At 31.4% G+C, this 26,001-nt stretch carries 25 protein-coding genes; 3 read left to right on the top strand and 22 right to left on the bottom strand.

What is annotated here, in order from left to right; genetic code table 11:
* Positions 1–280: 280 nt before the first annotated feature.
* The 13 genes from JJC02_04275 to JJC02_04215 form a co-directional block, all read right to left on the bottom strand.
* The gene (locus tag JJC02_04275; protein UDN55403.1) at positions 281–1,459 is read right to left on the bottom strand and encodes a hypothetical protein; all 1,179 of its coding nucleotides are present in this window, start codon (positions 1,457–1,459) and stop codon (positions 281–283) included.
* A gap of 489 nt (positions 1,460–1,948) precedes the next feature.
* Positions 1,949–3,391, bottom strand: a complete 1,443-nt coding sequence (locus JJC02_04270; GenBank protein ID UDN55402.1) for an alpha-hydroxy-acid oxidizing protein — start codon at positions 3,389–3,391, stop codon at positions 1,949–1,951.
* A 126-nt stretch (positions 3,392–3,517) separates the two neighbouring features.
* A complete protein-coding gene (locus JJC02_04265) occupies positions 3,518–3,904 on the bottom strand; it encodes a desulfoferrodoxin (GenBank protein ID UDN55401.1) in 387 nt (128 codons plus the stop codon).
* Between the two features lie 37 nt (positions 3,905–3,941).
* On the bottom strand, positions 3,942–4,331 hold the full coding sequence (locus tag JJC02_04260) for a transcriptional repressor (GenBank protein ID UDN56374.1): 390 nt from the start codon (positions 4,329–4,331) through the stop codon (positions 3,942–3,944).
* A 31-nt stretch (positions 4,332–4,362) separates the two neighbouring features.
* A complete protein-coding gene (locus tag JJC02_04255) occupies positions 4,363–4,899 on the bottom strand; it encodes a rubrerythrin family protein (protein UDN55400.1) in 537 nt (178 codons plus the stop codon).
* 374 nt (positions 4,900–5,273) lie between these two features.
* Positions 5,274–6,056, bottom strand: coding sequence for an ABC transporter permease (locus tag JJC02_04250; GenBank protein ID UDN55399.1), 783 nt, complete (start codon positions 6,054–6,056; stop codon positions 5,274–5,276).
* A gap of 9 nt (positions 6,057–6,065) precedes the next feature.
* Positions 6,066–6,836 carry an ABC transporter permease gene (locus JJC02_04245; GenBank protein UDN55398.1) on the bottom strand — a complete coding sequence of 257 codons (771 nt, stop codon included), beginning with the start codon at positions 6,834–6,836 and terminating at the stop codon, positions 6,066–6,068.
* Positions 6,820–7,743, bottom strand: a complete 924-nt coding sequence (locus tag JJC02_04240; protein ID UDN55397.1) for an ABC transporter ATP-binding protein — start codon at positions 7,741–7,743, stop codon at positions 6,820–6,822. The genes JJC02_04245 and JJC02_04240 overlap by 17 nt, the downstream gene beginning before the upstream one ends.
* Positions 7,744–7,889: 146 nt before the next feature.
* On the bottom strand, positions 7,890–8,825 hold the full coding sequence (locus JJC02_04235) for a HAMP domain-containing histidine kinase (protein UDN55396.1): 936 nt from the start codon (positions 8,823–8,825) through the stop codon (positions 7,890–7,892).
* Positions 8,822–9,514: a response regulator transcription factor gene (locus JJC02_04230; protein UDN55395.1), complete on the bottom strand. Its 693-nt coding sequence runs from the start codon at positions 9,512–9,514 to the stop codon at positions 8,822–8,824. The genes JJC02_04235 and JJC02_04230 overlap by 4 nt, the downstream gene beginning before the upstream one ends.
* 255 nt (positions 9,515–9,769) lie before the next feature.
* Positions 9,770–10,618: a PRD domain-containing protein gene (locus JJC02_04225; protein ID UDN55394.1), complete on the bottom strand. Its 849-nt coding sequence runs from the start codon at positions 10,616–10,618 to the stop codon at positions 9,770–9,772.
* Positions 10,619–10,645: 27 nt separating this feature from the next.
* Positions 10,646–12,052: a glycoside hydrolase family 1 protein gene (locus JJC02_04220; protein UDN55393.1), complete on the bottom strand. Its 1,407-nt coding sequence runs from the start codon at positions 12,050–12,052 to the stop codon at positions 10,646–10,648.
* 178 nt (positions 12,053–12,230) lie between these two features.
* Positions 12,231–14,108, bottom strand: a complete 1,878-nt coding sequence (locus JJC02_04215) for a PTS glucose transporter subunit IIA (GenBank protein UDN55392.1) — start codon at positions 14,106–14,108, stop codon at positions 12,231–12,233.
* Positions 14,109–14,442: 334 nt separating this feature from the next.
* Here JJC02_04215 and JJC02_04210 point away from each other — a divergent pair, with 334 nt between their 5' ends.
* Both JJC02_04210 and JJC02_04205 read left to right on the top strand, forming a co-directional pair.
* Positions 14,443–15,630, top strand: a complete 1,188-nt coding sequence (locus JJC02_04210) for an MFS transporter (protein UDN55391.1) — start codon at positions 14,443–14,445, stop codon at positions 15,628–15,630.
* A 25-nt stretch (positions 15,631–15,655) separates the two neighbouring features.
* Positions 15,656–16,348 (top strand): FadR family transcriptional regulator, encoded by a 693-nt coding sequence (locus JJC02_04205; protein UDN55390.1) that lies wholly within the window; start codon positions 15,656–15,658, stop codon positions 16,346–16,348.
* Between the two features lie 71 nt (positions 16,349–16,419).
* Here the strand turns inward: JJC02_04205 and JJC02_04200 are convergent, their stop codons facing one another.
* The 4 genes from JJC02_04200 to JJC02_04185 all read right to left on the bottom strand — a co-directional run bounded on the left by JJC02_04200 (position 16,420) and on the right by JJC02_04185 (position 19,046).
* Entirely contained in the window at positions 16,420–16,722 is a 303-nt protein-coding gene (locus JJC02_04200) for a PTS sugar transporter subunit IIBC (protein ID UDN55389.1), read from the bottom strand.
* Between the two features lie 21 nt (positions 16,723–16,743).
* A complete protein-coding gene (locus JJC02_04195; protein ID UDN55388.1) occupies positions 16,744–17,154 on the bottom strand; it encodes a universal stress protein in 411 nt (136 codons plus the stop codon).
* A 233-nt stretch (positions 17,155–17,387) separates the two neighbouring features.
* On the bottom strand, positions 17,388–17,900 hold the full coding sequence (locus JJC02_04190) for a flavodoxin domain-containing protein (GenBank protein UDN55387.1): 513 nt from the start codon (positions 17,898–17,900) through the stop codon (positions 17,388–17,390).
* 135 nt (positions 17,901–18,035) lie between these two features.
* Positions 18,036–19,046, bottom strand: a complete 1,011-nt coding sequence (locus tag JJC02_04185) for a DUF4116 domain-containing protein (GenBank protein UDN55386.1) — start codon at positions 19,044–19,046, stop codon at positions 18,036–18,038.
* Positions 19,047–19,532: 486 nt separating this feature from the next.
* On the opposite strand from JJC02_04185, the gene JJC02_04180 reads away from it, so the two are divergent.
* Positions 19,533–19,877, top strand: coding sequence for a hypothetical protein (locus tag JJC02_04180; protein ID UDN55385.1), 345 nt, complete (start codon positions 19,533–19,535; stop codon positions 19,875–19,877).
* Between the two features lie 332 nt (positions 19,878–20,209).
* Here JJC02_04180 and JJC02_04175 read toward each other — a convergent pair whose 3' ends face one another.
* The 5 genes from JJC02_04175 to JJC02_04155 form a co-directional block, all read right to left on the bottom strand.
* Complete coding sequence (locus JJC02_04175) at positions 20,210–21,586, bottom strand: sigma 54-interacting transcriptional regulator (GenBank protein UDN55384.1); 1,377 nt, start codon at positions 21,584–21,586, stop codon at positions 20,210–20,212.
* Between the two features lie 97 nt (positions 21,587–21,683).
* Entirely contained in the window at positions 21,684–22,706 is a 1,023-nt protein-coding gene (locus tag JJC02_04170) for an electron transfer flavoprotein subunit alpha/FixB family protein (GenBank protein ID UDN55383.1), read from the bottom strand.
* Positions 22,707–22,716: 10 nt separating this feature from the next.
* A complete protein-coding gene (locus JJC02_04165) occupies positions 22,717–23,511 on the bottom strand; it encodes an electron transfer flavoprotein subunit beta/FixA family protein (GenBank protein ID UDN55382.1) in 795 nt (264 codons plus the stop codon).
* 10 nt (positions 23,512–23,521) lie between these two features.
* On the bottom strand, positions 23,522–24,664 hold the full coding sequence (locus JJC02_04160; protein ID UDN55381.1) for an acyl-CoA dehydrogenase family protein: 1,143 nt from the start codon (positions 24,662–24,664) through the stop codon (positions 23,522–23,524).
* Positions 24,665–24,703: 39 nt separating this feature from the next.
* Positions 24,704–25,936: a CoA transferase gene (locus JJC02_04155; protein ID UDN55380.1), complete on the bottom strand. Its 1,233-nt coding sequence runs from the start codon at positions 25,934–25,936 to the stop codon at positions 24,704–24,706.
* Between the last annotated feature and the right edge of the window lie 65 nt (positions 25,937–26,001).

Here is a 26,001-nt window from a genome sequence, read left to right as displayed (position 1 = left end):
AATTTATATTAAATTTATATTAAAGAAAAAAAGCTGTCTAAAAATAGATATAAATGTATTTTTTATTGTCGAAATAATAAAAATATATTTGATTTCATATAAAAAAGAGTGCCTTATGAACTACAAAGTTCATTTTGAGACACTCTCTTTTTGTCTTTTATTCTTAGTTTTATGTTACCTGTTTCCAAATTCTTTAATATTAGGTTTTATAAATAACCTTAGTAAACGTATATAGCTATTATCCATAATATTCTCTTTAACAATGTTTTTGCTAATACTTCTAATTTTCATTTAATTCTGCTGGCCATTTAGCCTCTGGATTTTCCTTGGCAAATTTCTTATTCTTATAATGACCTAATGTAAGGAATGGAATTACTATAGTGAATAGACCAAGATAACCACAATATCCATATCCATATTTAACAATATTACTTAATCCTGTAAGTGATATAAGCATTGACACTACCATTATTGCACAAGCTGTAAATACCCTTCTTTTCATTCTTGAAGAAAGGAAAGAAAGTGCTTTATGGTCTTCAAATCTATTTACAAGACCAAATATAGTAGTTACTCCTGTAGACATTAGGCAAAGGAATAATGCTACATTGTAAATTATGTATATAGTATGATTTCCAGATTGACCTGCAACATAAAGAGTAGGAAGTGTTGTCTGCCCAGCAGCAATAATTTCTCTATACCATCCCATTAGCATAGTTACAGCAAGCCCTAATGCAATTGCATTCATAATAAATGAAAGTACCATTGCCTTAGTAGCTTCTTTTGAGTTCTTAAGAAGTGGTCTTGAACATCCTGCAAGTGTAGGTATAACAACCGATTGAAATCCTGCATAAATAAAAGTATTAAGTATTGGCTTGATATAGCCAGGTGTGAAGCTTGTTCTATTTGATAATATTCCAGTTATTTCTGGTAATTTGGCTTTTATACCTACTATAAAAATAGTAAGAGTGCATACTAGAATAGCTATTGTCATTGCTGTAGCTGCTTTAGATACAAGCATAGCTCCAAATATAGTAAAGACAAGAAGTACAATTCCAATAATAAATACAGCTACAAAATAATTTACCCCTATACTTTGAAACACTGCTGCTGCACCTGCTATAACAGCACTTACAGCTATTAAAACCATAAGATAGTAATATATTTCCCATATTATTTCAAGTTTTGGATATGGTCTCCAAAGCTCACAAAATAAATCCTTATAATTCCTACAATCATTATTATTATACATTATGATAACTTCTCTCATGGTAGCAGTAAGTATAATCATTGCTAAAATTGCCATAAGTGGTGCTGTCCATCCATACTGCACATAATACTGAGTTTCTTGATTCCCTGTAGCAAACCCTCCTCCTGCATGTGAACTAAAAAGAACGCTTGCAACTCCAAAAATAGCTAAAATAGAGCCTGTTACTTTTGCTTTCTTTACATTTTTTTGCATGAAATCATCCTCCTTAAAAATGATATTGAAAGTTTATATTTTAATCCTTCTTTGATAAAACAATAACATTTTTGTTCATTAAATTCAACTATATTTTTCCAATAAATTTACATTTTTAACTTATTTCTACTCATATATCAATTTTTTTTACATATTTATTTTATATTCAACTTACTTTCAAATCTACTTCGTTTTTTAATTTTATGAAATATCTTTTTTAATGTTAAATTTTATACAAATTTTTCTTTATTATTTTACAATTATTTCTTTATAATTGTATAAAATCCCCTCTATTATCGTATTCATTGGAATTATTTAGTTTGAAATACGACATCTTTAGTTTAATAGCATGATATCATAGAACATTTTACAATTTAATGTCTTTAATTTTCATAATAAAAGGAGAACTTTACAAAGTAAAATTCTCCTTTTATGAAATATATTATTTACTTATATAAATATCTATAGCCAATAGTTCCAAACTTCAATCTATACGTGTCGTATATTTGTATAATTTGATATTTCAGAGTTAACTGTATACAAATCATCAACACTTAAATCATGTATATCCTTATGACCAGAAACTCTAGCAAAAGTCTTAAGTTCTTCTAAACTCACATTTAAGAAGTTTGCAACCCTATTGGCACTATTTTCTATATGTAATCTTTTTCTCAATCCCTCATCTTGAGTAGCTACCCCTACAGGACACTTACCAGAACCACATATACGATATTGTTGACATGCCGCTGCCATAAGCGCAGAACTTGCAATAGCAACTGCATCAGCTCCCATAGCTATTGCCTTAGCAAAATCAGTAGATATACGAAGACCACCTGTTATAACTAAGTCTATATCTAATCCATGTGTATCTATGTATTTTCTAGCACGGTAAAGAGCAAATATTGTTGGAATTGAAGTTGCATCTTTAAGCAACTTTGGACTTGCTCCAGTAGCTCCACCACGACCGTCAATAGTCACAAAATCAGGTTTAGCATAAGCTATAAATTCCATATCTTTTTCAATATGACCTGCTGAGATTTTAACACCTATTGGACGCCCTTCTGAAACTTCTCTAAGTTCATCTACAAGTTTCTTTAAATCTTCTTTAGATTGTATTTCCTCAAAACAAGATGGGCTTATTACATCTTGACCTACAGGCTTATTTCTTACTTTTGCTATTTCTTCAGTAACTTTTTCTCCAGGAAGATGACCTCCCATACCAGGTTTCGTCCCTTGACCAATTTTTATCTCTATAGCATCAGAATTTTTAAGATTTTCTTCAGTGACACTGTACTTATTTGGCACATATTCAAAAATATACTTGTATGAAGCTTCCTTCTCTTCTGGTAATATACCACCTTCACCACTACACATAGCTGTCTTATTTTTAGCTGCACCCTTTGCCAAAGCTATCTTTAATTCTTTAGATAAAGCCCCAAATGACATGTGAGAAATATATACTGGATTTTCTATAACCATAGGTTTTTTTGCTTTTTTCCCTATTATCGTCGTTGTATTTACTTCATCATGTTCATTTAAAGGCAGTGGATTTAACTGAGCACCCATAATCAAAATGTCATCCCAAGAAATTACTGGTAGTTTAGTTCTCATAGGTTCTATTATAGATTTTCCTGTAACAGCCATTTCGTGAATTATGTCCATGTGCTTTTCAACTTCATCATCTCTTCTTAAATATGTACTTAAGTAATTTAAATCTCCTGCTTTTTCACTATTTAATTTGGATTCATCTTCAACTATATATTCACTTTCCTTTTCATCTTCTTCATAGTAAACAGTACTTATCTTTCCAAAATAACTACGACCTTTTGTACATACAGGGCATTCCCAGTCTTCATTTAATTCATCCCATGTTTTATCATTCTTAGATTCATCATAAATATATCCACAAACACTACATTTATAAATTGACATATTATTTTCTCCTTATGTTATATTGACATTAAATAAAATTAAAACTTGAATTTATATAAATTTATAGGAGGCTATTTGTATGAAAATACATTTATAGCCTCCTTTTTGACACAATTTATTTAAATATTACAATTCAGCCTTCCATAATCCATGTAAATTACAGTAAGCATATGCAGAAATTACTTTATCATCATCATTCAAAGCAAATTTAACTATAGGTTCTCCATCTACTGCTAGACACTTACGTTGACCACCTTGCTCAGTCATAAGGTATACCCATGCTATGTGGTGTTCTTTATTCATTGGATGAGTGGCGCTACTTACTTTAACAGTAACATTATTTCCTTCTACTTCAATTACAGGTACATGCTTTTCAACTGCTGCATCTGTTGTATTAGGAACAAGTTCCTTCATAGGTTTTCCACAACAGAAAATAGGTACACCGCCACTTTGTATCATTCCTACAAGGTTTCCACAAGTCTCACATATAAAAAATTTTTGTTCACTACACATAAACTCACCTCATTAATCATTTTTTAGAATTTGAAAACTAACCTATTTGGCTACATTTTTTACAATTATTACAAATCCCTTTAAAACTTATGTTATAAGATGTTATTTTTATGTCTGTTTCCTCAGATATTAATTCTTTTAAATTATTAAGAACGTCAGATTCTAAATCGTATACCTCTCCACATACTTCACATATGATATGATAATGATTATCTATCCTACCATCAAATCTATCTGGATTTCCTGGAGTACTAACTTTCCTTATAAAACCATGTTCCGTTAACTGAGCTAAATTTCTATACACAGTTCCTAAGCTTAAATTTGGATTATCTTTTTTTAAGTTTTCATATAAGTAATCCGCAGTAGGATGAACCGGATTATTTAATATTTCATTCAAAATCAGTTCTCGCTGTTTAGAAAATTTCATAGTTAACATTCCTTTTTAATAATGATAATTTTTAATAGTTTTCAGCTTTTATATTAAAATATGCCTTTGGATGGTCACATACTGGGCATTTTTCTGGTGCTTCAGTACCTACGTACACATGACCACAGTTTTGACATTGCCAAACAACTTCTTCATCTCTCTTAAATATTTTTCCTTCATTTAAGTTTTCTAAAAGTTTTAAGTATCTTTCTTCATGCTCTTTTTCTATTTTTCCAACAGCTTCAAATAAATAAGCTATCTTGTCAAATCCTTCTTCCCTAGCTTCTTTAGCAAATTTTGCATACATATCAGTCCACTCATAGTTTTCACCTGCTGCTGCATCTTTTAAATTTTCTTCTGTTGAAGGCATACCATCATGTAAAAGCTTAAACCATAATTTAGCATGTTCCTTTTCATTGTTAGCAGTCTCTTCAAATATAGCAGCTATTTGATTATAACCTTCTTTTCTAGCTTTTGAAGCATAGTATGTATATTTATTTCTTGCTTCTGACTCTCCTGCAAATCCTGCCATTAAATTCTTTTCTGTTTTAGTTCCTTTTAAGTTCATAATTAATTCCTCCCTTTTTAATAATAGTAATGATTACTATTTCTATATTTACATAATATATTAATTTCCACTTTTTGTCAACTATATATAATATTATTTTTTTTATTTAAATATTCTTACTTTCAAACGTATTATTTAAACATGTATTTTAGTATATACTTAATATAATATACAACATATACATAACAATGTCCGCCCTTGATACTACACCTATCGTAAGTATTAAGATGGTCGTTATTTAAAATATAAAAAGAAGCGACAGCTCTGAAAAATCAAACCTGTCGCTTCTTGGATACATGGTCATACAGCTACCGTACAACAAATTTTTTCTTTGTAACTGACCAGTAGCTTAAATAAAAGAAATAATATTGATTTTATTTATGAGAATACTTTTTATGCTTTGTCCCTTTTTTCTTAGATGTTGTCATAACTTTATCGTAATTTGGTGTAAATGCAAGTAAAATGGTTGTCAGGATTAGAATTACGACCAAAGTCACAACTCCGATAAGTGGCTGATAAACACTACCCGTACCATTATCATATCCAACTAGACCAAGCCCTGCTGTGATTGGATAAAAGTCTGTCAGTTTCCTTCCAGCAACAAACACACCACAGAATCCGTAGACAAATGCAATCCCTACTCCTGTCAGAAAAGCATTTTGTTTATGACCAAAATAAGCAATAATCGGCAAAACAGCAACATAGCAACACAAATTAACAGCCAAAATCTGACCTAAGGATTTTACAACGAGTGTAATGGATATATTAATATTGCAAAATATCAATCCCAAAATAACTGTGCATAAGAAGCTGAAAAGACTTAGTAATATAGTAAGTCCTCCAACCATAATTAATTTTCCTGCTAGCAATTTTCGTAATGAAATTGGAACAGTCAGGATGTTCTTTAAGGTTTGGTCTGTATATTCTCGGTTAATAAGATATCCTCCAATAATCGTAATCCCAAAGGGAAAAGCAAGGCTGAAATTGTTCCAGATAACCCCGTTTGCAAAACTCTCATACGTTAAAGGGTCGCTTCCGTGGGAACTTACAATCTGGAAAAGTGCCAATAATACAGAAAACAGAGCAGCGACAACACCAACCCATAGAATATTGTATCGTTTTATTTTGTGAAATTCCGTAATAATTATATCAAGCATAGATACCTCCTAATTCTCCTGCTTCTTATAAATCATACAAATTAGCAGGGTTGCCACAATTGCTATCAAACATAAAATACCTACACAAGCAGGAGTTGAGAGTAAATATGGCTGTCTAAGCGCCGTATATTCACCAGTGGGATCTCCCCAAGATGCCATCCACCAACGCATAATAATGGGAGCAGGTAATACACTTAATAGCGGGTTATTTGGTTCAAAATTAATAAGATTTAAAGATATACCAAAATTGAAAATAGTATATGCAAAAGAAAGTATTATGGAAAAAATATAACTGCGATTGAAATATACAATGAGTACCACAACCGGAAGTGCAGCAATAAAAAACATAGTTCCAAAAGTTATACTCATTCCTAATTTTACAACTATCCCCTCTACTGTTCCAATAAAGAAACCTCCAATAATGGTAGCTCCTAAGCCAGCAACGGAATAAAACAGTGATATCACCAGAATCACAGCCAGTTTTGCCAGAGCCATTTTTCCTTTTGGCACTGGCACTGTTGCAAGATTTTTTAATACGTCATTATCCCTTTCTGTGAAAAACAGCTGGCTTGCAACAATGCTCAATACAATTGGTAGTAGCAAAAAATATCCAAAATTGATAACTAATTTGAACAATTGCTCAAAGGGCAAGTTGTCCTTTGCAATCAAAATTGTTGCGGGAATTGGGAATAGGCAAGCACCTAAAATAGAAATCAGGATAAATTTTAACCGCTTAATTTTTGAAAATTCACATAAAATTAGATCAAGCAATTCCTTCACCCCCTGTTACTTTCTTGAAGTAATCTTCAAGAGTATCCTCGCACAAATGAGATTCTGATACATCAATGTTGTTTTGAATGAAAGCGCGATTTATTTCTGCAACTGAAACATCTGTATCATAAAGCATAATATTGTGATTGTCTGCTACTTTGAAATTTTTCAGGTTAAGCTTGATTTCCAGAAGCCTTGCTGCCTGTGCTGCATCAGATACAGCAAAATGTATATATTTACTGTTTTTTTCTTCCAATTGGGCAAGACTTTCTTCCTCCAATAAAATTCCATGGTCAATAATACCTATGTCATCTGCCAATAAGGAAATTTCAGAAAGAATATGGCTAGAAATCAAAATGGTTTTGCCTCGTTCTGTGCAGAGATTACGAATAAACTTTCTTACTTCTGCAATACCAATAGGATCAAGTCCATTGATAGGCTCGTCCAAAATCAACAGTTCCGGATCGTGCATAATGGCGAGAGCAATCGCCAGCCTCTGTTTCATACCGAGAGAATATTGAGAAAATAGCTTTTTGTCATTGTTGGGTAAACCTACTACTTCCAGCGCTGATTCTACTGCATTTTTCTTTGGTATTCCCCTAAGTCTCGCAAAGATTTTGAGATTTTCTGTTCCAGTCAGATTAGGATAAAAACCTGGTGATTCAATCAAACATCCAATTCGAGGAAGAAGTTTCTTTTCGTTCTTCTGAATATCTTGACCAAAAATTTTAATTTCCCCATTAGTTGGTTTTGTCAGACCCAATAGCATTTTCATAGTAGTCGTTTTACCAGCACCGTTTCTTCCCAGTAAGCCGTAAATACGACCTTTCTGAACGTGAATATTTAAATTAGAAACGCTCTTTTGAGCGCCATACTGTTTAGTGAGATTTTTTGTTTCAACAATTAAATTATTCATATATAGTAAAAGCCTCCTTTGTTTATCAAAATAATCATACCACTTCAATCTTGCATTAACCTTACAACAACCTTGTATTAACCTTGCAACTTTAGAACTTACAAAAAATCCCCATGTGAATACATGCCACCTGGGGAGAAATAGCTTTATATTAATGGTAATCTCACTGCAAATACGGTGTACTTTCCAATATCACTTTCTACGGAAATCTGACCTCCCATTCGCTCTACCATTTGGCTGACGATAGATAAACCAAGACCACTGCCTTTTTCTGAACGCCCCTTGTCACACTTGTACAGCCTTTCAAAAACGTGCTGTAAATTTTCTTTGGCAATCCCAACACCATTATCTTCAACACGTAGTAATACCATTTTGGAATCCTCACTCATGGTAATCTTGATTTGGCTAGCCTGACTGTGAGCAATAACATTCTGAACCAAATTATTGACCACACGTGAATATCCATCTGAATCGAGATTTACCATGAGTTGCTTTTCTGGGATATCAATTTCAAAATCCAGTTTCTTTTCATGGAAGATAGGAATCCAGTCTTTCAGAATATTCCGTGACAGCTCTGCAATTTCCACAGATTCTATTGACAGCGTAAATTCATCAGAGTTCAATCGGAACCAGTCAAAAAGAACATCTATATATTCCTTAAGATCGTAAGCTCTGCGCCTAGCGATTTCAATATATTCCTCACGTTCATCTCCCATGACGATTCCACTGTGTACGGCATCTAAATAGCCAATCAAGGTTGTTAATGGTGTACGAACATCATGAGATAGGCTAGTCATAAGTTGCTTGCTAGCTTTATCCGCCTTTTTCAGAGAAATCAGCTTATTTTCATAATCGTAGACAATCTCATTAAACTGATAAACTAAGGGAGCCATAACATCAGATGGCTTAACTAGTACTTTGCGATTTTCATTTCCACTTTGTATATCGGCAAGTGTTTCTTCTATATCTTTTAGGCTACGCCGAATATGCCCAAGCTTGGAAAAAGCAAATATAGAAAGGAGAAGTAGACCAATCGACAACAAGAGCAACAGGAGAATTACTGTTTGCACATCCATTTTCATACCTCCTTGTTGAATTGATACCCAATCCCTTTTACAGTTTGCAGATAGATGGGAGATGACGGGTCTAGTTCAATTTTTTTTCGCAGACGGCTGATAATAGCCATGATATTGCTGTCATCATATACATAGGGTTCACCCCACACTGCTTCATAAATCTGCTGCTTCGTCAGAATCTTTCCCTGATGCCTTGCACAGAAAAGAAGCACACCGAATTCCTTGGGCGGAAGCAACATAGGTTCGCCATTTGTGGTCACTGTATGCCGGTCAAGATCAATCAACAAACCTTTAAAAGAGAGTTGCTGAGGTTCTTCATTCTTTGGATTAAAACGAGTATAGCGTCGGATTAAAGACAGAACACGAGCATTAAATTCGGCAATCTCAAATGGTTTAGTCATATAGTCATCAGCACCAGCCCGTAATCCATGCACTTTACTGTAATTATCGCTTTTTGATGTCAACATTAATATGGGAATACTGCTGTATTTTCGTATTTGTTCCATAGTTTCAAAACCATCCATACCTGGCATCATTACATCGAGAACCACTAATTGATAATCTTGTTTTGAAAGTTCAGTCAGTCCCTCTTTCCCGGAATGACAATAGTTCGCTTCAAGCTGTTCAATGGAAATGCTCTTTTTTAGCAAAATACAAAGATCTTTATCATCATCTATAATTAAAACTTTATTCATCTTAATCATCCTTTCTATCCCCATTAGTATATTTCATCATCTCGAAAAAATCAAGCGTATTATAAATGTGTTTAAACAAAGCAAGCACGCTAATCAAAGCTATAATGATATAAGAATTCAAAAAAGGAGTTGGCTTAAAATTTGATTAGAAAAAAATCAATTTTGAGACAACCCCCTTAAATAATTCAATTATTCAGATTTAAAATTTAGTTAATCTTTAGTTTTTTTATAATATTACTGATATATTAAGATATTCTAACTATTTTCATCTAATTCTCCTAAAATCTTATGAATATGAATCATCAAATATAGTTCCTCTTGTCTTGGCAATTCTCTAGAGTACTCTTTATATATATAAGCTCCTATCTTTTTCACACATTCATATTCTTCCTTACAATTTTTTTGAACTTGCTCATATATAAAATCTATCTTTTCTTTTGATGGTTCGTTAGCCAGAAATCTTTGTGAAAAGGCCTTTAGATGCATTACAAATCTCCTATAATAAAATGATTCTTTATTATATACAATAGAAAAGTGATAATGAACTATTTGCAAAATAGCATTTACAATTTTGGCACTTTTCTTATTTCTATCACTATAAGGATTGTCTTGTTGTGCATTTATAAAATGGCCTGCTATATTACCAATCTCTTCTTCTGGTAGTTCTAAACCAAGAACCTCCTTAAAAACAGTAATTGCATATTTTCCTATATCATATTCTTTTGGATTAAACTCCTTAATTTCAAACAAATAGTGATTCTCAATCATTATACCTTCTTTAAAACGTCTCACTGCAAAGGCTATGTGGTCAGTTAAGGACAAATATATATGGTTCATAAGTTTTAAGTTATATTTTTCTGTTCCATATGCAATTATCATTTGAGCTATACCAAAGTATTCCGCATCTATTTCTGATGCCAGTTGTATAATACTCTTTTTTATATTTTCATCATGAAGAACAAAAGTTTTTTCTATATCTTCTTTATTTAACTCAGCCCCAACCTTATAATTGTGACCAATACCTTTCCCCATCAGTATTATTTCCTCACCATTATTATCCTTTGCAAGTAGCAACGAATTATTTAATACCTTTGTAATGTACATACTAAAACCCTCAATATATATTTATGTTTATTTTGTTATTCCATTGTTCTTTATAACTTCTTTGTACCAGTAAAAACTATCTTTCTTTATTCTTTTTAAATCTAAAACTTCATGGTCTGTTCTGTTTATATACACAAGTCCATAACGTTTATTGAAACCTTGTGAAGAACTTAAAAGGTCTGTAAATGACCATGGACAATATCCAATCATCTCTACACCATCTTCAATAGCTAGTTTACATGCATTTATATGACTTCTTAAATAATCTATACGATAATCATCATGAATTTTTCCATCTTCTAATACATCTTTAGCTCCAAGCCCATTTTCTGTTATTATAACAGGTAAGTGATATCTTTGCCAATATTCATTTAGAGCAACTCTAAGACCTGATGGGTCTATTGCTGCCCCATACTCTGAAGCCTTTAGATTAGGATTCATAGACATTTTAAATAATCCATACATACTAAAATCAACAGTTCCTTCTCTTAATCCAAATGGATGTTGTGAGTCCTCTGGTAAAGCTTCTGCACAATTTGTTCTATAGTAATTTACAGCTATAAAATCCATTTTAGACTTTTTAAGTATTTCTTTATCCCCATCTTCCATATGAGGAATTATATTTCTTTTTTCAAGATAGTTCATATAGTATCCTGGATATTCGCCATAATGATGCATATCAAGCATATAATACACTTTGAAGTTATCATTCATTCTAGCTGCATACACATCTTCTGGTCTAGATGTAAGAGGATATGTTACAGATGATGATACAGCTGCTCCAATTTTACTGCCTTTTATCATTTCATGGCATGCATTAACTGCCAATGCATGTGCCAAACAAAGATTATAATCCATCTGAGCACGCATTTTATCTATCTTCCATGAATCTGTTTCATCATATATGTTAATTCTCTCTTCTACTCTGACAATTAAATTCTGCTCATTATGAGGTTGCCAATACTTTACTCTATCTCCAAAATGCTCAAAGCATATTTTAGCAAATCTTTCAAAAGCATAAACAGTCTCTCTACCTTCCCAACCATTGTATTTCTCCACTAGTGTAAATGGAAGGTCAAAATGATATAAAGTTACGAATGGCTCAATATCGCACTCTATTAGTTTATCTATTATTTTATTATAAAAGTCTATACCTTTCTGATTTATTTCTCCTTCACCATCTGGAATTATTCTTGCCCATGAAATTGAAAAACGATAAGTTTTCATCCCTAATTCTTTCATTAATTCAATATCTTCTTCATAATTATGGTAAAAATCTGATGCCACTTTAGTATCTGCTTGTAAATGAGACTTTTTAAAAGAATTGTAGTCAGCTACTGTTTTTCCTTTATTGTCTTTATCCCAAGCTCCTTCTACTTGAAATGCAGAAGATGATGCTCCCCATAGAAAGTCTTTTGGAAATCCTGTATTCATAAATATTTCTCCTTTTTATATTGATTATTTTCTTTATTGACTCATTGCAAGAAGTTTACTCTCTATATTAACTATTTTCTTTGTTAATTCATTACAATAAACTTACTTTTATATATATTTAATTATTAATTTATTTATTTCTATTTAAACTAACTTACTTATCTCTATTCAAATTAATCTAATTACTAGCTAATACTAATGAAATTATATTATCATTGGTTGAAACATAACTAGATTTACAAGAAACTACTTGTCCAAAGTCAAATGTATTGTTTACTATAACTGGTGTAGTTACATCGTAACCAGCCTTTTTTATTTTATCTATATCAAAGGATATAAGTTTATCACCCTTCTTCACTAAATCTCCTTGATTAACATGTTTTGTAAAGTATTTGCCATTTAACTCTACTGTATTAATTCCAACATGTATTAACATTTCTGCTCCATTATCTAGTTTTAATCCTATTGCATGTAATGTTGGAAATAAAGAAGCTACTTCACAATCAGTAGGAGCTATTATTACTCCTTTTGTAGGTAATACAGCTATACCTTCTCCCATAGCTTTTGATGCAAATACATCATCCTTTACCTCTGATAATTCTATACATTCTCCCTCTACAGGCGAAGTTATATCAATAACACCATCTTTCACTTCTACTTTTATAGATGAACTTTCTTTATTAGAAAATTCTTCTAAATCTTCAAACCCAACTAGATAAGTTGAAATAGCTGAACCAAAAAACGCTATAGCACAACCACCTAAATAACTTAAGAAACCTAATGCACCTGCTTCAGCATATACAGGTATAGTTAAAACACCTTGGTTTGCAAATGCATTACCATAAGCTCCACCCATTCCCATTATGGCACCTCCAATTGCACCACATATTACAGCACATACCATAGGTTTTTTTAGTCTAAGATTGGCACCGTATATTGCAGGTTCAGTTATGCCAAATAACGCTGTTATAGTTGCAGACATAGAAATTGTTTTTAATCCTTGATTTTTAGTTTTAAAGAATACTCCTAGTGCAGCTCCTGCTTGTGAAAAGTTTGCAGCCCCTGCAAATGCCAATAAATTTTGTCTTCCTGTTTGGGCAACATCACTTATACCGATTGGTAATAGTGCTCTATGCGCACCAAATATAACCAACACACACCATAACCCACCTACAAATGCTCCACACAATGCTGGGCTTAGTTCATAAATGTACTTATAAGAAAAGTTTATAACATTTCCTATATATATTCCAATTGGTCCAAATAAAAACAATGTTGCAGGTAACATTATAACCAATGATAAAGTTGGAACCATTATTATTTTAATTACCTCAGGTATATACTTTTCTAATGCTTTTTCAACATATGAAAGGGCCCATATAGCAATAATTATTGGAATAACAGATGATGTATACGTAGCTTTTGTTACTGCTAGCCCTAAAAATCTAACAGCTTCTTCACCTTCCATCAAAGCAGTAAAAGTCGGATAACAAAGTGTAGCTCCTAATACCATAGATATTATTTTATTTGCATTAAATACTTTAGCCGCAGTATATCCTAGTATAATAGGCATAAAATAGAATATAGAATCAGCCATAGCATTTAAAATAATATAGCTTTGAGTTTCTTTTATATCTACCCCATGTTTATTCATATAATACATAGCAAGAACTGATAAAATACCTTTAATCATACCAACCCCTGCTATAGCAGGTATTGTAGGTGTAAAAATACCAGCTACTGCTGATAATATAGAATTCATTATACCTTGTTTTTCTCCACTTTCATTTTTTTTACCTACTTCATTAGATTGAGGTACAATTTTTATAACCTCATCATATACTTTTTTTACTTTATTGCCAATTACAACTTGTATTTGACCCATACTCTCAACAACAGTTATTACTCCCTCAGTTTTAGATAACTTATCCTTATTCACTTTAGAAGCACTTTTGACTTTAAATCTAAGTCTTGTCATACAATGAGTCACTTCATTTACATTCTCTTTCCCTCCTACATTTAGTAGAATTTCTTGAGCTATATTTTTATAATCCATAAAAAATCCTCCATTTCAATTATCGGCTTTTTGTTTTATGGCCATTTAAACAAAAAAATCGAACCAAATAAATAGATTATACCCATAGTACTCTATAGATAATCTATAAAAATTGATTCGATCTTGCCTGCATTACCAGTAACACGTCTACTGTTATAATATTCAAATTTGTTAACTTTATAGTATCACAAGCGTTTTCTTAATTCAACTATAAATTATAATTTTTTAGTAAATAATAATTATATGTTTAAATTTTTTTGGCAGAGAAGGTACTTGATTAAAAACTCTAAATGGTATATTATTTACATTATAAAAATACCATATGGAGGATAATATGAAAAAAATATCTAATCAAAAACTACTTTTACTTGCCATTGTCGCATTTTTCTGGTTTTCACAATATGTATATATACCTTTCCAAAGTCCATATTTAAGTGCGTGCAATGTATCTACAAACATGATTGGTATAATAATAGGTGCATATGGAATCTCACAATGTTTACTAAGACTTCCTGTTGGAGTATTTGCCGACTCCATAAACAAACATAAAATATTTATACTATCAGGAATTTTATTTGCTGGTTTAGCATCTCTTATAAGAGTCTTCTCTCCTGAAGGCAATGGTTTTCTTATAGCTAATATTTTATCTGGAATATCATCATCAACTTGGATTTCTTACATGGTTCACTATACCAACTTTTTTTCTACAGAACATCAACAAAAAGCTACAAGTACGATAATATTAGTAAACAATCTAGGAATGTTGATTGGATTTGTTATGAGTACTTTATTTTATGAAAAATTAGGAATGACAGCCTTATGTACCATGAGTGTATTGTCTTCAATTATTGGAACAATTCTAGCCTTAAACATAAAAAATCATAATTCAAAAAGAATACAAGAAAAAACATCAGTTAAAAAATATCTATCTATCTGTAAGGATAAAAGACTTATATTTTTTTCTTTTATGGCATTGATTCAACAAGGTATTCAAATGTCTACAACAATGTCATTTACTACTCAAATTCTTAAAAACTTAGGTTCTAGCTCTACCCTTATAGGTCTATCTTCTATATTTTACATGGTATGTGCTGTTGCCTCTTCTGGCTTTGCTTCTACTAAGTTTTGTACTAAACATGGACCAAAATTTTGGATTCCTCTAGTTTTTATTTTAATTTCAGCTTACTGCTTTTTAGTTCCAACAATAAAAAATATTAATATAATATTTGTGCTACAAGTGTTACCAGGTATATCTACAGGAATACTTCTTTCTTACCTTACTAGCGAATCTATGAAAAATGTACCAAAACATCAGAAATCTACTGCAATGGGCTTTTTTCAAGCAATTTATGCTATAGGAATGTCTATATTTCCAATGCTAGTTGGTAAAATATCAGAACATACTTCAATACAATATGGATACTTTGTCTTAGCTATTATAGCTATAATAGCCTCTATCTTGTCTTATACATATTATAAAAAAGTAGACTTAACTCTTAACTATGATATAATACAATCATAAAAAAATTATATGTTTAGGAGTTTTTATGAAAAGCTTAAATGCCACTGAAAAAATCATTGATTATATTAAATTAAACATTCTAAATGGAACTTTTAAAATTAATAGTAAATTACCAAGCGAGAGAAAGATTGCTGACCTGTTTAACATAAGTAGAATACCTGTAAGAAATGCCATAAATATACTCTGTAATGAAGGAATACTTAGAGCTGTACCTTACTCAAGCCCTATAGTTGAAGGATTTAAAAAAGTTGACCTGTTTGATGATAATGAAGTCTATAAAAATCATAACATACAAGAATTTTATGTTGAATCTTTAAGAGCAAGGCAACTTATCGAAAGTGAAGCTACTAGGTTAGCAATTTTAAATGCTACCTCCAAAGAACTTCAAAAAATAAAATATACTTACTTAAAGTCAATAGAGGAACTGGATAAGGTTTATCAAGGTTTGATGGAAGAATGTTATGATGCTGACTTTCAATTTCACAAAGAAATAATTTTAGCTTCTCATAACCCAATTTTTATAAAGTATTATGAGTTAATACCTAAAACAGTTTCTTCTAATCAATACTTTGGCTTTAAATATAGGAACTCTCTACAGGATATGATTAGCCATCATAATAATATAATAATAGCCTTTGAGAGTAAAGACTATAACTTAGGTTATACATCAATGTACAATCATTTAGAAGATGTAATTCAGTTATTTCAACATGATTAAGCTACTATTTTACCTTAAATGCAACTGTCATATAAAAAGGTGTCGCTCTACTTTTAGTGCGACACCCACGATTAATTTAAGTCTATTAAAATTTCACTTACTATAGATTTTGCATCCTCTATTATATACTTTGGATCGACTTCATAAAATTCTCTATCTATAAATCTATCAATCTTCTCCATGCTTTCTATAGAATCACTTGTAACAAATAATACTATAGATGCATCTTCTATGTCGTAAATAGAAAGTTCATTTTTTATATTATCATTATCTTGAATTTCATAAACTAAATCAAACCCTAAATCATTTGCAGCTGCCTTAAGAGAATTTAAACTTCTTTCACTTTCACAAACTGCCACTATCTTTTTATTCATATTTCAAATACCTCTCTAATTCTACTCCGGTACAATCATCACTATACATTTTGCCTGTTTAACTACACTTGCTGTAACTGAACCTATCATTCTTGTAAGACCTTTTTTAGTAGATTTTGTCATAACTATAATATCTACATTATCTTCTTTTGCTTTTCTAATTATTTCATCTCCTGGATACCCAAAAGTAAAGTGGACTTTAACATCGTACTCTCCCATTATATCTGCTGCTTTATCCAGGATTCTTCTTCCTAAGTTCTCAGAATTCTTTATCTCTTCAGCCAGGGATATGCCATCAATAAATACTAGTTCTTTTACATTCATTATTTCTACTTCGATTTCATCTTTCTTGAATATTCCTTGTATAAATTCCAAAGAATGCATACTTCTTTCTGTTCCATCAATTGGCACTAATATTTTCTTTTTATTCATGTCACATCTTCCTTTCTCACTTTAGAATAATTAAGTAAAATATATATTCTAAGTTATAAAAATATATAATAAATCTTTACTTCAGGAATTAATATTAATAGTATGTATAATAAATTTAATATTTATTATGGTGTTAATTTTATAATATATAGCTAATAGTGTCAATGAACAAAATTGTAATTAAAAAAATAAAGGATATTAACCTGTAAAACTATTTTCTTTCAACAAATTTTTTAAAACTTCTGCAATTCTTCACACTCTGCAAATAGTTCTTTTGCCTTAGTAGCAATTCTTTCCCCAAATATTTTAGCCTTTTCATCTTGTACTTCTGGACCTTCAACTGAATGTACATGTCCCAAATGTATGAATGGCTTTCCTAAAGAACCACCTCCAGAGTACACAAGCATTCCTTTAACCATCAAGTGCCCTACTATAGTAAGTATTGCAACATCTGGACCTCCACATATATAATCACATGTAGCAAAAACAGCTCCTAATTTTCCAGCTAAATTGACTTTTTTTGAATCTTCATCAAACCATTTTTTTACTTCCCAAGTTGTATTTGCTAAATAAGTAGGTGTTCCAAATATTACTGCCTTACTTTCACTTAAATACTCTAAATCAATATTATCAAGTCTCATAAGTTTAACGTCTACTCCACCCACCTTTTTAGCACCATCTTCTATCAGCTTAGCTACCCTTTCTGTGTTTCCACTTCTAGTTTGATATAATATCGTAATCTTCAAATTTAATTCCCCCTTATTTAATAAAAATAATTCATTATATGTCAAAGTATAGCACTAATTTTACTGTACTACAAAGAACTAGTCGATTATTTTTTTATTAACTATTTCCCGTAAAAAACACATAAATTTATTACCTTAAAAAATGCCCAAACTCACTTTTAACTTGCTTATTTCAATTTCAACTATATCTGATATATCTTCAAAAGACATACCTCTATCATAAAGTTTTCCTGCAATTTTGATTTTTGCATTTTCTTCTCCCTTTTTAATCAATGCTCTGTTTTCTTTTTCTATTACATTTCTAACGTATCGCTTTGCAAATGGTTCATTATTATCACATAAAGCCTTGTATTTTTCCTTGTCTCCTTTTACAAAACTAAGTGCCCTTTTATCTTGTTTTATAGCTTCTGTACAAATTTCTTCTGTTTGTTCTTTTACAAATTTTAATGCCATTCCGTATTGTCTTACTGCTTTTAAACAGATACCAATAGTTTGCTCCTTTACAAATTCTAGTGCCAATCCATTTTGTCTTACTGCTCTCAAACAGATTGTTTCTGTTTGATTTTTTACAAATTTTAAATCAAGCCCATTCTGTCTCACTGCTTCCATGCAGATTTCTTCCGTTTGATTTTCTACCCATTTTAGATTATAGCTACAATGTTTAACTGCTTCCATGCAGATTTTTTCTGTTTGATTTTTTACTCTTGCTAGTCCAAATTCGCTATTTCTAACTGCTTCTATACATATTTCTTCTGTCTGTTCTTTTACATATTCCAAAGCAGCACCATTTTTTTCAACAGCTCTTAAACATAATTCCTCTGTTTGATTTTCTATATATTTTAATGCTGTTCCATCTTGGTTAATAGCTAGCATGCAAATTTCTTCTGTTGGCTCTTCTACAAATTCCAACATTCTCCAATCTTGTTTAACTGCTTCCATACATATTTTTTCTGTCTGATTCTGAACACATTTTATTGCATTACAATTTTGTCTAACAGCTTCTAGACATATCTCTTCTGTTTGATTTTTTATGTATATTAAATTCAATCCATTTTTTCTTACTATCTCTAAACATTCTTCTTCTGTCTTATTATTAAAATCCTCAGTATCTATTGATTCAAATATATCATTTTTATCTTCGTGCATATCTTAAACTCACCCCTTATAAATTTTATAAAATTCAATAAATTTACTCTCAATTTTATTCTATCAAAGAATATAAAAATTTTTGAGTCTTGTTTTTTTTCACAGAATCATTTGCATGTTAAAAAATAAATTAATTGCTCTAATTCCAGTATACAATACCCAAAATATGTGGTATATTTTAACTATAATATATTTTTATATATTATTGTCAGAATATTTAAAGTAAAATTTATATAGAATGTCTTTATTTATATATCACTTATATTAAGTATATTTTTCTTTTTTAGTTTTGGGGTTAGTAAGGGGTTAGTAATTTAGATTTTCATAGGATATTATTTTTACAATTAGTTTTTATTTTTATCAAGCCTATTTGTATTATAATTAATAAAACTAAATACGATTTAAATAATTCCTTGAGATAAATTTAATAAAACTTAGAATCCTTATCTAAGCTTAAAGTATAAAATTATTGGGAGGATGTAAATTATGGACCAAATCAAGCGCTTACATGAATTGCAACAAAAATCATACTTAACTAAAGAAGAATTTGATGAATTAAAAAACATCACATATATTGAAAAATTTGAATTAAGAGACGAATGTGATAACTCTTATATTTATACATTTTACACTAATGACAAATGTAATGATATAAAATTTATAAAATCACAATTTATTGTTACACTTATAAAAATTGGTTTCTTATGTGAGTGTGGCGGTGTATTTAGACAAAAGAAAATAGTTGATGAATATGATTACGGATATAATGCTATATACAAATGTGATTCTTGTGGAAAAGAACTTGATAGAGAAGTAGAAAATTATGATTAAATAACAAAAGAGCTATTTAAAATATTTTTTATAAATGCTCGATAAAAGTCACTCTAAATTGTGAACTATACCCCTCTTAGGAGACAGTTAAAATATGTAAAACTGTCTAAAACTAGGAGGGTTTTGTTATGTCTAAAATTAAGTATAATAATTTTGAAATCAAAAGAGACTGAAATATAGATAGTAATTATAAATTTAATAAAAAAAGTACTAATGATTTACACTAGTACTTCATAGCTACTTTTACATGTTTTAACTGTATGAAATATCCTTAGATAATAGTGATTTTTTATGCCTTAATCTTAAGACAAGTCATCTTAATTCAAGCCATCTTAATTGTTTAATTCAATTTCATATTTTTTTATTTTCTTATATAAAAGACTTTTATGTATTCCCATAACCTCTGCTGCTTTTGAACATTTCCAGTTGTACTTCTTCAACACATCAATAATTAAACTCTTCTCATAATTCTCAACCATTTCATGAATTGAGCAATTACTATCCACATTACATTGAGCCACTCTGCTGATATTATCCATCTTAGATGGAAGGTCACACATCATAATTACCATATCATCACTTACAGCATAGGCGCTTTTTATTACATTTTCTAGTTCTCTTATATTTCCTGGCCAAATATAGTTAATAAAACAATTTTTAACATTATCACTTAAAACTTTCAATTCTTTATATTCAACATTTAATTTATTTAGTATATAGTTTGCTAACAATAAAATATCATCTTGTCTATCCTTTAATTCCATCATATGAATATTTATTACATTTAGCCTATAGTATAAGTCTTCTCTAAATAATCCCTCTTCAACCATTTTGCTTAAATTCTTTCTTGTAGCAGAGATTACTCTTACATCTATCTTTATAGTTTTAAGACCTCCAACTGGCTCTATCTCACTTTCCTGAAGAACTCTTAAAAGTTTTGCTTGCATGGTCAAAGGCATGTCACCTATTTCATCTAAAAAGATTGTACCATTATTCGCAACCAAAAACTTACCTTTTTTGCCTCCTTTTTTTGCTCCTGTAAAAGCTCCTTCGTCATACCCAAATAGCTCTGATTCTAATAGTTCTTCTGGTATTGCAGCACAGTTTATACTAACCATGGGCTTGTCTGCTCTACTGCTGTTATTGTGAATTGCTCTAGCAAATACTTCTTTACCTGTACCTGTTTCACCCGTTAAAAGTACTGAGAAGTTTGTTTTAGAAGCTTTCATACCTGTTTTCTTAAGTTCTATGAAATCTTTATTTTCACCTATGAGCTTGTCAAAACCACATTCATCCTTGAATTGTTCTTTATAATATTGGAGCTCCATATATTCTGACATTAACTTTTTAGCCACATCAAAGGATTGTAATCTAAATTTAACTTGAGCCACTCCTGCAACTACTTCTCCATTGTCATTTTCCACATAGGATCTACTTACTATTACACTCTTTTCTTTTGTTTTTCCACCAGAGTAATGGTGTATAGCTCCTTCTTCACAATATTTTTCTCTCATAACATCTAACATTTTTGTATTTGGTATAATACTTTGTATATTGTGTCCTATTATCTCTTCTCTGTCTGTACCTAAGAAGTCACAATATTTATCATTAATATCTATGATTACTCCATCTTTATCTACAACAATAAAACCATCATCAGTCATGGATAATACTCTTGCAAATATATCCTTATACCAGTGCTTTTTCATTGTTTCACCCCTCCACTATACCTTCAGCAAAAATAATAAGTCTTACAATACAATATTATAAGACTTACCATTCTATGTATTCAATGTTTTCTAAAAGTTATCTACTTAATGATTCTATCATTTCAGGTAGAATTTCATACAAATCCCCTACAATTCCATAGTCACATATATTGAAAATAGGAGCTTTTGAATCTTTATTTATAGCAACTATATATTTAGAATCACTCATACCTGCTAAATGCTGTATCGCTCCAGATATCCCACATGCAATGTACAACTCTGGTCTAACAGTAGTTCCTGTTTGTCCAACTTGATGAGAATGCTCTATCCACCCTGAATCTACTGCCGCTCTTGAAGCACCAATCTCTGCCCCCAATTTATCTGCCAATTCTTTTATGAGTTCAAATCCTTCTGCCTTCTTTAACCCTCTTCCTGCTGATACTATTATTCTAGCATCAGTTAGATTTATGGATTTCTTTTCTTGTGGAAGTATTTCCACTAATCTAGTTCTAATCATATTTTCAGTAAGTTCTGGAGTAACAACCTCTAAAACTCCAGTCTCTGATTCAGTTCTTACAGCTTTTGCCATAACCCCTGGGCGAACTGTTGACATCTGTGGTCTATTTTTTGGACAAACAATAGTAGCCATTAAATTTCCGCCAAATGCTGGTCTTGTTTGTAATAACTTATTATCTGTTAAATCTATTTCAAGTTTTGTACAGTCAGCAGTTAGACCTGTCCCAACTTTACCTGCAATTCTAGGTGCGATATCTCTTCCTATAGAAGTAGCTCCTACTAGCACAACCTCTGGCTTCTTTCTTTCAATTAAACTTGCAATTGAAATTGCATATCCATCAGTTGTAAAATCTTTAAGAAGAGGGTCATTGATATAATATGCTTTATCAACACCATAGTGAAGTAACTCCTTTACTTCTTTCTCTACTTCATATCCAGCTATTACAACTGCAAGCTCTTTTCCTAATTGGTCAGCAAGCTTTCTTCCCTCACCAATGAGTTCTATAGTAACAGGATTGATTTTGCCTTCCCTTTGCTCTCCTATTACCCAAACACCATTATAATCATTTAAATTTATACCTTGATTAACTTTTGCTCTCATCATCTTAACACTCCTATACTAGTTTCAAATCGAATAGTATTTCTATTAATTTATCAGCTTTTTCCTTTTTATTTATACCTTCGATTATTTCATTATGCTTGTCTTTAACTGGTACAAAAGACTTGTAAACATTTGTAGGTGAACCCTTTAATCCAATTTGAGTTGTATCAACAGCTAAGTCTGCAAGTGTTAGCACAGTAATTTTGGTATCTCCATTATTGTAAGCTTCTAAGATTCCTTTGACACTTGGATATCTTGGACTATTCAACTCTTTTATAGCAGTTAGTAAAACTGGCATCTTTGCTTCTATTAAATAATCTCCTGTTTCTGTATAACGAGTTACTAGTAATTTATCACCTTGAACTTTTACTTCTTTTGCATAGGTAACCTGTGGCACTCCCAAGAATTCTGCAACCTCTGGTCCAACTTGAGCTGTATCTCCATCTATAGCTTGTCTTCCACAGAATATTACATCATACTTTCCAACCTTCTCTATCGCAGCAGCAATAATTGTAGATGTAGCCCAAGTATCTGAACCACCAAAAGCTCTATCTGAAATTAAATATGCTTCGTCAGCACCCATTGCCAAGGCTTCTTTTAAAGCACTTTTAGCTTGAGGTGGTCCCATGCTTATAACTTTAATCACTGCTCCCATTTCATCTTTTATTTTTAAAGCTTCTTCTAAAGCATTTCTATCATCTGGATTGATTATACTTGTTACTCCATCTCTTATTAGAGTACCTGTCTCTTTATTTATTTTAACTTCATTAGTGTCTGGAACTTGCTTTAAGCAAACAACTATATTCATGCTCTTCCTCCTATCCTAGTACTGCTCTTGAAATAACAACCTTGTGTATTTCTGAAGTACCTTCGTAAATTTCTGTTATCTTAGCATCTCTGTACATTCTCTCTAATGGATAGTCTTTCATATATCCATATCCTCCATGAATTTGAAGAGCTAGGTTTGTAACCTCTCTTGCAGTACGTGACGCATTGTATTTTGCCATGGCAGCTTCTTTAGTATGTTTTTCTCCTCTAGCTTTTAAGTCTGCTGCATAATATACCAACAACTTTGCTGATTCCACCATAGTAGCCATATCTGCTATATACCATTGAATACCTTGCAAAGCCGAAATTGGCTTGCCAAACTGAACTCTTTCTTTAGAATATTTGATACTTTCTTCTAAAGCCCCTTCAGCAATTCCTACAGCTTGAGCTCCAACTCCAATTCTTGCCCCATCTAGACAAGTCATAGCTATATTAAAGCCTTTGCCTTCTTTTCCTAATAGGTTAGACTTTGGAACTCTACAGTTATCAAATATTAACTCTACAGTCTCTGAACCATGGATACCCATTTTTTCTTCAATTTTTCCTATTGAAAAACCTGGAGTACCTTTGTCAACAATGATAGCAGACATTCCCTTTATGCCCTTTGATGGATTTGTCAATGCAAATATTATTAATGATTCTGCTTGACCTCCACCAGAAATAAAACACTTTGTTCCATTTAAAACATATTCATCAGTTTCTTCGTCAATAATTGCAGTTGTTGCAGCTCTTGCAGCATCCGAACCAGCATTAGGTTCAGTTAAAGCAAAAGCACCTACACACCCACCTTCAGCCATTATTGGAAGGTATTTTTTCTTTTGTTCCTCAGTGCCAAATTTCAAAATAGCTTGAGCATATATTGTGTGTATTGATAATATTGCTGCAGATGATGCACATTTTTTAGCAACCTCATTAACAACAATTACCTTTTCTATATCTGCTCCACCAGAACCGCCATACTCTACAGGTGTTCCAATACCATTAAATCCTATTTTAGCCATTTTGCTAAAAAGCTCTCTTGGAAAAATACCTGTTCTATCTATTTCAGCAGCTATTGGCGCTATTTCATTCTCTGCAAATTCTTTTGCTACTCTTTGAAGCATTAATTGTGCTTCTGTTAATCTAAAATCCATAAAATTCCCTCCTATTTATTGACATACTTCACATGTTTATTAACATATTTCACATGCTTCTTTATTCATCGTTACAATTCCAGATTCAATTAGAGCCTCTATATCAGAATCACTGTATCCAAGTTCTCTCAATATCTCATCTGAATGTTCTCCTATAAGTGGAGCATCACAAGTCATGTTAACTTCAATATTTCCAAATTTAACCGGAGTGGATGCAAGCATTGTCTTATTTCCATTTTTACTTGTATGTTCATATATATAGTTATTAGCGATAGCCTGTTCATCAGTTACTACATCCTTAACATGCTGAATTCTTTCATGGGCTATATCCGCAGTAGTAAGCTTTTCAACCATCTCATTTTGAGTAAATTTTGCAAATTCACCATCCAAAATACTAATAAGTTCTGTAGCATTTTTCTTACTTTCTACTGAAGATGCAAATTTCTCTTCTTTTACTAGGTCTTCTCTTCCAAATAATCTGCAAAGTGCCTCAAAATATCTTTCATGCTCTAGGATACTTAAGAATATCCACTTTCCATCCTTACAACGATAAGAGTTTATTACTGGAGAAATAGCATTCTTTCTAGTTTTTGGATACTCATCGCTAAACTGTGTAGATGCTAATAAAGATGATGCATTCCATATTGCTTGTCCAAATAAAGATGCCATTACTTTTTGCCCTTTTCCAGTCTTAGCTTGCTGGTATAAAGCTGCACATATACCTCCAGATAAACTACAAGAAGTTGTGGCATCTCCAAAAGCTATAGGTGGATTTATTGGACTTGTATCCTTCTCTGCGATATCAAGCATAGCTCCACTTCTTGCCCAAAAGGCAACTGTATCAAAACCCGCATTATCCTTAGCAGGTCCAAAATCGCCAAAACCATTTATTTGTCCCCAGATAAGATGTGGATGCTTTTTGCTTAATGATTCATAGTCAAGACCTAATCTTTTTAACGCTCCTGTTCTATAACTTGAAACAAATACATTTGCTTCACTTAAAAGCTTATCCATAATTTCAATTCCTGCCTCACTCTTAAGATTTATAGACAAACCTCTTTTATTTGAATTATATGTGCTGTAAAAAGGATTATTATAATCATCTATTGGCATTGTCATTGTTGCCCCTGTCTTTCTTCCTGGGTCTCCAAAGCTTGGCTCTACCTTAATAACATCAGCACCCCAGTCAGCTAATATTTTAGAAGTTCCTGGACCTGCTACAAAATATGTTAAGTCAATAACCTTAACTCCTTCCAATGGCTTATTTAACACTTTCAATTCCTCCTTATACTATCAACTTGATATTTTAAATATGGTATTTATGGTATTAAAACATA

This window comes from Clostridioides sp. ES-S-0054-01, assembly GCA_021561035.1.
In the GTDB taxonomy this organism is placed as follows: domain Bacteria; phylum Bacillota; class Clostridia; order Peptostreptococcales; family Peptostreptococcaceae; genus Clostridioides.
This window is presented reverse-complemented; position numbering and strand designations above follow the sequence as displayed.

Coding starts and splice junctions, on each gene's coding strand:
- JJC02_04210 (UDN55391.1), top strand. CDS start 14,443: ATGAAAAAAATATCTAATCAAAAACTACTTTTACTTGCCATTGTCGCA.
- JJC02_04180 (UDN55385.1), top strand. CDS start 19,533: ATGGACCAAATCAAGCGCTTACATGAATTGCAACAAAAATCATACTTA.
- JJC02_04230 (UDN55395.1), bottom strand. CDS start 9,514: ATGAATAAAGTTTTAATTATAGATGATGATAAAGATCTTTGTATTTTG.
- JJC02_04265 (UDN55401.1), bottom strand. CDS start 3,904: ATGTGTAGTGAACAAAAATTTTTTATATGTGAGACTTGTGGAAACCTT.
- JJC02_04250 (UDN55399.1), bottom strand. CDS start 6,056: ATGCTTGATATAATTATTACGGAATTTCACAAAATAAAACGATACAAT.
- JJC02_04165 (UDN55382.1), bottom strand. CDS start 23,511: ATGAATATAGTTGTTTGCTTAAAGCAAGTTCCAGACACTAATGAAGTT.
- JJC02_04185 (UDN55386.1), bottom strand. CDS start 19,046: ATGCACGAAGATAAAAATGATATATTTGAATCAATAGATACTGAGGAT.
- JJC02_04270 (UDN55402.1), bottom strand. CDS start 3,391: ATGTCAATTTATAAATGTAGTGTTTGTGGATATATTTATGATGAATCT.
- JJC02_04160 (UDN55381.1), bottom strand. CDS start 24,664: ATGGATTTTAGATTAACAGAAGCACAATTAATGCTTCAAAGAGTAGCA.
- JJC02_04235 (UDN55396.1), bottom strand. CDS start 8,825: ATGAAAATGGATGTGCAAACAGTAATTCTCCTGTTGCTCTTGTTGTCG.
- JJC02_04200 (UDN55389.1), bottom strand. CDS start 16,722: ATGAATAAAAAGATAGTGGCAGTTTGTGAAAGTGAAAGAAGTTTAAAT.
- JJC02_04175 (UDN55384.1), bottom strand. CDS start 21,586: ATGAAAAAGCACTGGTATAAGGATATATTTGCAAGAGTATTATCCATG.
- JJC02_04275 (UDN55403.1), bottom strand. CDS start 1,459: ATGCAAAAAAATGTAAAGAAAGCAAAAGTAACAGGCTCTATTTTAGCT.
- JJC02_04255 (UDN55400.1), bottom strand. CDS start 4,899: ATGAACTTAAAAGGAACTAAAACAGAAAAGAATTTAATGGCAGGATTT.
- JJC02_04195 (UDN55388.1), bottom strand. CDS start 17,154: ATGAATAAAAAGAAAATATTAGTGCCAATTGATGGAACAGAAAGAAGT.
- JJC02_04170 (UDN55383.1), bottom strand. CDS start 22,706: ATGATGAGAGCAAAAGTTAATCAAGGTATAAATTTAAATGATTATAAT.
- JJC02_04205 (UDN55390.1), top strand. CDS start 15,656: ATGAAAAGCTTAAATGCCACTGAAAAAATCATTGATTATATTAAATTA.
- JJC02_04220 (UDN55393.1), bottom strand. CDS start 12,052: ATGAATACAGGATTTCCAAAAGACTTTCTATGGGGAGCATCATCTTCT.
- JJC02_04260 (UDN56374.1), bottom strand. CDS start 4,331: ATGAAATTTTCTAAACAGCGAGAACTGATTTTGAATGAAATATTAAAT.
- JJC02_04215 (UDN55392.1), bottom strand. CDS start 14,108: ATGGATTATAAAAATATAGCTCAAGAAATTCTACTAAATGTAGGAGGG.
- JJC02_04225 (UDN55394.1), bottom strand. CDS start 10,618: ATGTACATTACAAAGGTATTAAATAATTCGTTGCTACTTGCAAAGGAT.
- JJC02_04240 (UDN55397.1), bottom strand. CDS start 7,743: ATGAATAATTTAATTGTTGAAACAAAAAATCTCACTAAACAGTATGGC.